The sequence below is a fragment of the Rhodococcus sp. UNC363MFTsu5.1 genome, from assembly GCF_000686785.1.
GTDB lineage: Bacteria > Actinomycetota > Actinomycetes > Mycobacteriales > Mycobacteriaceae > Rhodococcus_G > Rhodococcus_G maanshanensis.
Map to the genome: position 1 here is coordinate 1 of NZ_JMLO01000065.1, position 1,560 is coordinate 1,560.

1 rRNA gene is annotated in these 1,560 nt (G+C 55.0%); it reads right to left on the minus strand.

The features are described 5' to 3' along the window. Positions 1 to 42: 42 nt before the first annotated feature. Positions 43 to 1,560 (minus strand): 23S ribosomal RNA (locus BR31_RS0125105); the annotation flags it as partial.

Consider the following 1,560-nt stretch of genomic DNA (forward strand, 5'->3'; position numbering starts at 1 on the left):
GTGTGTTGTTTCAGATACCGCACAGTGGACGCGTAGCTTCTTTGTGGTAAGTCCTCGGCCTATTAGTACCAGTCACCTGCACACGTTACCGTGCTTCCAGTTCTGGCCTATCAACCCGGTGGTCTGCCGGGGGCCTTACCCCCTCGAGGGGGTGAGAAACCTCATCTTGGAACAGGCTTCCCGCTTAGATGCTTTCAGCGGTTATCCCTTCCGAACGTAGCTAACCAGCGGTGCTCCTGGCGGAACAACTGGCACACCAGAGGTTCGTCCGTCCCGGTCCTCTCGTACTAGGGACAGCCTTCCTCAAGTTTCTAACGCGCGCGGCGGATAGAGACCGAACTGTCTCACGACGTTCTAAACCCAGCTCGCGTGCCGCTTTAATGGGCGAACAGCCCAACCCTTGGGACCTACTCCAGCCCCAGGATGCGACGAGCCGACATCGAGGTGCCAAACCATCCCGTCGATATGGACTCTTGGGGAAGATCAGCCTGTTATCCCCGGGGTACCTTTTATCCGTTGAGCGACACCGCTTCCACTTGCCGGTGCCGGATCACTAGTCCCGACTTTCGTCCCTGCTCGACCTGTCAGTCTCACAGTCAAGCTCCCTTGTGCACTTGCACTCAACACCTGATTGCCAACCAGGCTGAGGGAACCTTTGGGCGCCTCCGTTACATTTTGGGAGGCAACCGCCCCAGTTAAACTACCCACCAGGCACTGTCCCTGAACCAGATCATGGTCCGAGGTTAGATGTCCAATACGATCAGAGTGGTATTTCAACAATGACTCCACGAACACTGGCGTGCCCGCTTCACAGTCTCCCACCTATCCTACACAAACCGAACCGAACACCAATACCAAGCTATAGTGAAGGTCCCGGGGTCTTTTCGTCCTGCCGCGCGTAACGAGCATCTTTACTCGTAATGCAATTTCGCCGAGTCTATGGTTGAGACAGCTGAGAAGTCGTTACGCCATTCGTGCAGGTCGGAACTTACCCGACAAGGAATTTCGCTACCTTAGGATGGTTATAGTTACCACCGCCGTTTACTGGGGCTTAAATTCTCAGCTTCGCTCCGAAAAGCTAACCGGTCCTCTTAACCTTCCAGCACCGGGCAGGCGTCAGTCCGTATACATCGTCTTACGACTTCGCACGGACCTGTGTTTTTAGTAAACAGTCGCTTCTCACTGGTCTCTGCGGCCCCACCCAGCTCACCAAGCAAGTTGGATCACCAGACGAGGCCCCCCTTCTCCCGAAGTTACGGGGGCATTTTGCCGAGTTCCTTAACCATAGTTATCTCGATCGCCTTAGTATTCTCTACCTGACCACCTGTGTCGGTTTGGGGTACGGGCCGTGTAAAAGCTCGCTAGAGGCTTTTCTCGGCAGCATAGGATCACTGAATTCGCCTCAATCGGCTATGCATCACGTCTCAGGATATGTGCAGCACGGATTTGCCTATGCCACTCCCTACACGCTTACACCAGTATTACCACTGACTGGCTCAGCTACCTTCCTGCGTCACCCCATCGCTTGGCTACTACCAGATCAGGTCCCGCGCATCCCCC